General features: G+C 56.6%; 6 protein-coding genes. 3 read left to right on the top strand and 3 right to left on the bottom strand.

Going from position 1 to position 6,590, the window contains the following annotated elements; translation table 11 throughout:
• Positions 1-82: 82 nt before the first annotated feature.
• Positions 83-862 carry a succinate dehydrogenase iron-sulfur subunit gene (gene sdhB / locus VGP75_RS00470; protein ID WP_110279692.1) on the top strand — a complete coding sequence of 260 codons (780 nt, stop codon included), beginning with the start codon at positions 83-85 and terminating at the stop codon, positions 860-862.
• A 249-nt stretch (positions 863-1,111) separates the two neighbouring features.
• Here sdhB and deoD read toward each other — a convergent pair whose 3' ends face one another.
• From deoD to VGP75_RS00485, 3 genes are all read right to left on the bottom strand, one after another.
• Entirely contained in the window at positions 1,112-1,825 is a 714-nt protein-coding gene (gene deoD / locus VGP75_RS00475; protein WP_327541774.1) for a purine-nucleoside phosphorylase, read from the bottom strand.
• 56 nt (positions 1,826-1,881) lie between these two features.
• On the bottom strand, positions 1,882-2,220 hold the full coding sequence (locus VGP75_RS00480) for an H-NS histone family protein (protein ID WP_327541775.1): 339 nt from the start codon (positions 2,218-2,220) through the stop codon (positions 1,882-1,884).
• Between the two features lie 98 nt (positions 2,221-2,318).
• Positions 2,319-4,286: an ethylmalonyl-CoA mutase gene (locus tag VGP75_RS00485; RefSeq protein ID WP_327541776.1), complete on the bottom strand. Its 1,968-nt coding sequence runs from the start codon at positions 4,284-4,286 to the stop codon at positions 2,319-2,321.
• A 137-nt stretch (positions 4,287-4,423) separates the two neighbouring features.
• Between VGP75_RS00485 and VGP75_RS00490 the strand changes: the two genes are divergently transcribed.
• Complete coding sequence (locus VGP75_RS00490) at positions 4,424-5,821, top strand: 1-acyl-sn-glycerol-3-phosphate acyltransferase (RefSeq protein ID WP_327541777.1); 1,398 nt, start codon at positions 4,424-4,426, stop codon at positions 5,819-5,821.
• A gap of 119 nt (positions 5,822-5,940) precedes the next feature.
• The coding region (locus VGP75_RS00495; protein ID WP_327541778.1) for an alcohol dehydrogenase catalytic domain-containing protein at positions 5,941-6,590 on the top strand (650 nt) is incomplete at its 3' end.

The raw sequence follows: 6,590 nt of genomic DNA on the forward strand, positions 1-6,590 counted from the left end.
CCGGCGAGCCGCCAATTCGGCCGCCGCGTTTGCGCGCCATGTAAAGGTATTCGGGCGCAAGCCCTGACGGAAGGAACGAAAAATGGTACAACTGACACTTCCCAAGAACTCCCGCATGACGGTGGGTAAAACCTGGCCGAAGCCGGAGGGTGCAACGAACCTGCGCAAAGTGCAGGTCTATCGCTGGAACCCCGATGACGGCAAGAACCCGCAGCTGGATACATATTTCATTGATATGGATAACTGTGGCCCGATGGTTCTGGATGCGCTGATCAAGATCAAAAACGAAATCGATCCGACGCTGACATTCCGCCGCTCCTGCCGTGAGGGGATCTGTGGGTCCTGCGCGATGAACATCGATGGGATCAATACGCTGGCCTGCATCTATGGCATGGATGAGATCAAGGGCGACGTAAAGATTTACCCGCTGCCGCATATGCCGGTCATCAAGGACCTGATCCCTGATCTGACGCATTTCTACGCGCAGCACGCGAGCATCATGCCGTGGCTTGAAACGAAAACGAACCGCCCTGCAAAGGAATGGCGCCAGTCCATCGAGGACCGCAAAAAGCTGGACGGTCTCTATGAATGCGTGATGTGCGCATCCTGCTCGACCTCGTGCCCATCCTACTGGTGGAACGGCGACCGCTATCTGGGGCCAGCAGCGCTTTTGCATGCATACCGCTGGATCATCGACAGCCGTGACGAGGCGACAGGCGAACGGTTGGACCAGCTTGAAGACCCCTTCAAACTCTACCGCTGCCACACGATCATGAACTGTGCGAAAACATGCCCCAAAGGGTTGAACCCCGCTGCGGCGATTGCGCATATCAAAGGCATGATGGTCGAACGTACTGTCTAGACGAAAGCGGGTAGGGGGGCTGTCTGCCCCCCGCTGACGCTCCCCCCGAGGATATTTTCAGGCCAGCAATACTGAAAAAGGGCCCGCCATGTGTCAGGCGAGCCCTTCCGGTTATTACCGGCCACGGTCATCGGCGTCCCCGCCTGTACCGTGGCTTAATCATCGCGTGTCTTGGTTAATCTTCCGTTATTATTGGCCCGAAAATATCCTGGGGGTGGCCCGTAGGGCCGGGGGCAAAGCCCCCTTTGCTTAGCCGTCTTGCGCGAAAGCTGCGGCCAAGGCAATTTCGACCATATCCCCAAAGGACCTTTCGCGATCTTCTGCGGGTAATGCTTCGTGGGTGATCAGGTGGTCGCTCACGGTCAGAACCGCCAAGGCTCGCCGTCCGTAGCGGGCAGCGAGGTTGTAGAGTTCAGCGGCTTCCATTTCGACGCCGAGGATACCATGCCGGATCATTTGTTCGTTCAGGTCGGGGCGTTCGTCGTAGAACACATCCGACGAATAGATTCCGCCGACATGGGTTGGCACGCCCTTGGCTCTTGCCGCGTCATGGGCGGCAGAAAGCAGTTGGTAGTCGGCGCAGGGTGCAAAATTGAGCTCTTTGAAGATGCCGCGAGAGGGCGTCGAGAGTGTCGAGGCTGTCATCGCAAGGATCACATCGCGAATGCCGACATTCTTCTGCATCCCGCCGCATGAACCGATACGGATCAAGGTCTGCACGTCGTAGTCCTTGATCAATTCGTTCGCATAAATTGAAAGCGACGGCATCCCCATGCCGGACCCCTGGATCGTCACCCTATGGCCGTTCCATGTCCCCGTAAATCCGAGCATACCGCGCACTTCATTGATGCAGCGCACATCTTTGAGGAACGTTTCCGCCGCCCATTTGGCGCGATAAGGATCGCCCGGCATCAGGACGGTCGGTGCAATATCGCCCTTCTCGGCGCCAATATGGATGGTCATGTCAGCCTCCTGTAAATGTGCCGCCCAGTCTATGCCGGGCGCGGCACCGAGGGAAGCTAGATTTCCATGTTGTCAGGCGAGGTGCCCGCCTTGATTGCCGCCTTGAACCATTGCGGCTGGCGTCCTTTGCCCGTCCAGGTTTGCGTGGGATCAGAGGGGTTCTTGTATTTCGCAGGTGATGCAGTTTTGGGGCCGGACTTGGGTTTGGGCCCTCTCTTCGCAGGCGCGGCGCCGGTGATCTCTGCGAGCGAAAACCCATGGGCTGCCGCTGCCTTTTCCGCGGCAGCGCGCGCGGCTTTCTTTTCGTTTTCCGTCACCCTCGCCAGAGCTTTTTCGACATTGCTCTTCAGCTTCTCGAGTTCTTTGCGGGTCATTGATTTCAGATCAGGATTCATTTGCGTTTCTCCAATTCGCTTCAGTGCGAATACCACAGGATTATTCACACAGTATCTCGAAATCGCAAAAGCCTATCCAAAAGCGTATATATTTGGCTTTATTCCGCCGCTACGGATCGGGGATCGACCAAGGTGACAATGTCATTCATGATTTTGTTCAATTCAAAATCTTTTGGCGTATAGACCCGTGCCACACCCATTGCGCGTAATTCAGTTGCGTCATCTTCAGGAATAATGCCGCCGGCAATGACCGGGATATGGGATATGCCTGCCATTTGCAGACGTGTCATGACATCGCGGACCAAAGGAATATGGGACCCTGAGAGAATAGACAGTCCGATCACATGGACTTCGCCATTTTGTGCCGCTGTGACAATTTCTTCGGGCGTAAGACGAATCCCTTCATAATCAATTTCCATGCCGCAATCGCGCGCGCGCGCGGCAATTTGTTCTGCGCCGTTGGAGTGCCCGTCCAGCCCCGGTTTGCCGACAAGAAATTTCAAACGACTGCCGAGCGCCGCGCTGACCAGATCGACCTGTTCGCGCAAATCCTCTAGGCCTTCGGTACGGTTGGAGGGGTTGCTGCTGACGCCGGTGGGCGCGCGGTACTGGCCAAACACGCTGCGGATCACGTCGGCCCATTCGCCCGTCGTGACACCTGCCCGCGCGCAGGCGATGGAAGGGGGCATGATGTTGCTGCCGTCTTTGGCAGCTGCCCGCAGGGCGGCGAGCGCCTCTTTCACGGCACCTGCGTCACGGTCGGCTTTCCATTGCCCGAGGCGGCGGAGTTGATCGGCCTCGGCTTCTGGGTCCGACACCATAATCGCATCTTCGCCTGCGGTCAGGGGCGAGGGTTCACCAGCCTGCCATTTATTGACGCCGACAACTGTTGTTTCGCCTTTTTCAATTCCGGCAATACGCGCTGCATTACTTTCGACGAGACGCGATTTCATATAGCCAATTGCGCCAACCGCACCGCCCATTTCGTCAATTTGGGCCAATTCAGCGCGCGCGCCATCTTTCAGTTCATTCACTTTGCGATCAATTGCGGGATTTCCGTCAAAGAGATCGTCGAATTCCAGAAGATCGGTTTCATAAGCCAGGATCTGTTGCATCCGCAAAGACCATTGCTGGTCCCATGGACGGGGCAGACCCAATGCTTCGTTCCATGCGGGTAATTGCACGGCGCGGGCGCGGGCATTTCTTGACAGCGTCACAGCGAGCGTTTCCAAAAGAATGCGGTAAACGTTATTTTCTGGCTGCTGTTCGGTCAGGCCGAGTGAATTGACCTGCACGCCATAGCGGAAACGGCGGTATTTGGCATCTTCAACGCCATAGCGGGTGGCGCAGATTTCGTCCCAGAGTTCGACAAAGGCGCGCATTTTGCAAAGCTCGGTCACGAAACGGATGCCGGCATTCACGAAAAAGGAAATGCGCCCGACCATGGCGGGGAAATGCTCGGGTGGCACTTTGCCTTTCAGATCATCCAGCACGGCGGTTGCGGTGGCCAGCGCGAAGGCAAGCTCTTCTTCCGGTGTCGCCCCCGCCTCTTGCAGATGGTAGGAACAGACGTTCATCGGGTTCCATTTCGGCAGGTGTTCGCGTGTATAGGCGGCGACATCTGTGATCATCCGCAGGGACGGTTCAGGTGGACAGATATAGGTGCCGCGTGACAGGTATTCTTTGATAATATCGTTCTGCACGGTGCCTTGCAGGGCGCTGACGTCGGCACCTTGCTCTTCGGCCACGGCGATATAAAGCGACAAGAGCCAGGGCGCAGTGGCGTTGATCGTCATCGAGGTGTTCATCTGGTCCAGCGGGATATCGTTGAACAGCGTCCGCATGTCGCCAAGGTGGCTGACGGGCACGCCGACTTTGCCCACTTCGCCTTTGGCAAGGATATGATCGCTGTCATAGCCAGTTTGGGTGGGCAGATCGAAAGCAACAGAAAGACCGGTCTGACCTTTGGCAAGGTTGCCGCGATAGAGCGCATTCGACGCAGAGGCGGTCGAATGACCAGCATATGTGCGAAACAGCCAAGGGCGGTCTTTCTGCGGTTGCGACATTTACGGCTCTCCTGATAAATTCACGCAATTAAATTACGCTTTGAGGGTGTTTATCGGACATTTTATGGCGCTGTCAATTCGCCGCAACGCGGCATGACGGGATTTACGCGGACGCCGTTCCCTGTAAAGGTCTGTGCATGACGCAAACAATCTCACTGCCCGTTTGGGCCTTTGTTCTTATTGTTCTGTTCGCCGCAGTGACTTTTGCGTCGCATTTTCTGTTTCCCTCGGTGCGCTGGTTTTTCCGTAAGCGTGCCGAAAGGGTGATTGGCAAGTTGAACCAACGCCTGCAGCGCCCGATCGAGCCGTTCAAGCTTGCGCGGCGGCACGATATGATCCAGCGGCTGATCTATGATCCCGAAGTGACGCAGGCCATTGTGGATCACGCCAATAAGGAGAAAATCCCCGAGAATGTCGCCTTTGAAAAGGCCCGCCGTTATGCGCGCGAGATCGTGCCGGGGTTTTCGGCGACCGCCTATTTTAGTGTAGGGATCAGACTTGCGAAGTGGCTGTCCAAGTCGCTTTACCGCATCAAGCTGGGGACTTTTGATCGCAAGCGACTGGAAAAGATTGATCCTGATGCGGCCGTTGTCTTTGTCATCAATCATCGCAGCAATATGGATTACGTGTTGGTCACCTATCTGGCGGCAAACGCGGGCGCGCTCTCTTATGCGGTGGGGGAATGGGCGCGGGTGTGGCCGCTCTCTGCTGTTATTCGCATGATGGGGGCGTATTTTATCCGGCGCAAATCACGGGGCGCGCTCTATCGCAAGGTGCTGGCGCGTTATGTGCAGATGGCCACGCGCGGCGGCGTAAGCCAGGCGGTATTCCCTGAAGGTGGGCTGAGCCTGAACGGATTGCTGGCCCCGCCGCGGATGGGGTTGCTGAATTATATCGTTGAGGATTTTGACCCCAAGGCCCGCGAGGTGATCTTTGTACCGGTGGCGGTAAATTATGACCGCGTGTTGGAAGACACGATCCTGATTGCTGCCGATAAGTCCGGCACACGTCGGTTCAAGCCGTCGCTGATTTCGATCTTTGGGCGCATTGCCCGCCATATCGGTCTGCGCGTGACGCGGCGTTTTCGCGGATTCGGGGTAGCGTCTGTGAGTTTTGGCGAACCGCTGGAGCTTTCGAAATACCATGGCGACGGCAAAAGTGATCTGACAGAACAGCTGGCCCAAGAGCTTATGAAGCGGATTGCCGATGTAACACCGGTTGTCGGTGTCCCCTTGGTGGCGCGGCACATCCTGTTGGCAGATCCGGTAACTGTTCCGGATCTTGAGGCCGCTGTGGCGCGCGCGCTTGCGCTTTTGAAAGCGCGCAAGCTGCCCTGCCCGAAGCGTGAGGCGCATGAAGTCGTGCGCGACGCGCTCAGCCGGTTGCGGGGGCGTGGTCTGCTTGTCGAGAGCAATGGCGCGATTTCGCCCACTGTGAAGGGGCGGGACGTTCTGGCCTTCTATGCCAATTCGATTGCGCATCATTTTGATGCAGCTGCAGCAAATTCAGACGAAATTTCTGCGGTCGCAGAGTAATTAAATTACAAAAATGATCTAAATAGGGTTGCAAAGTTACTCTGTCATCTCGTATTCAATGAAAAACGCGCTTGATTCTGCGGCGCGGCAACATTGGAAGCTGACTGATGGAGACTGCGATGGCCCTCGACCAAACTGCTTATACGGCACCCGAGAAAGACCTGTATGAAGTCGGCGAGATGCCACCTTTGGGCTATGTGCCTGCAAAGATGCATGCGTGGGTTCTGCGCCGTGAACGCCATGGCGAACCCGAGAAAGCGTTTCAGCTCGAGGTCGTAGACGTGCCAAAGCTGGACAGCCATGAGGTTCTGGTTCTCGTGATGGCGGCCGGTGTCAACTATAACGGCGTCTGGGCGGGTCTTGGCATCCCTGTCAGCCCGTTTGATATCCATAAGCAAGACTACCAGATTGTGGGTTCTGACGCCGCAGGGATCGTTTGGGCGGTGGGCGATAAGGTCAAGCGCTGGAAGGTTGGCGACGAGGTTGTGATCCATTGCAATCAGGATGATGGTGATGATGAGGAATGCAACGGCGGCGATCCGATGTATTCGCCCAGTCAGCGGATCTGGGGCTATGAGACGGCTGGCGGGTCATTTGCGCAGTTCACCTGCGTGCAATCGCAGCAGTTGATGCATCGTCCACAGCATCTGACATGGGAAGAGAGCGCTTGTTACACGCTCACACTCGCGACCGCGTACCGGATGTTGTTCGGCCACGAGCCGCATGACCTTAAGCCCGGCCAGAACGTGCTGGTCTGGGGGGCGTCTGG

The sequence above is a fragment of the Yoonia sp. genome, assembly GCF_036007805.1.
Classification (GTDB): Bacteria; Pseudomonadota; Alphaproteobacteria; order Rhodobacterales; family Rhodobacteraceae; genus Yoonia.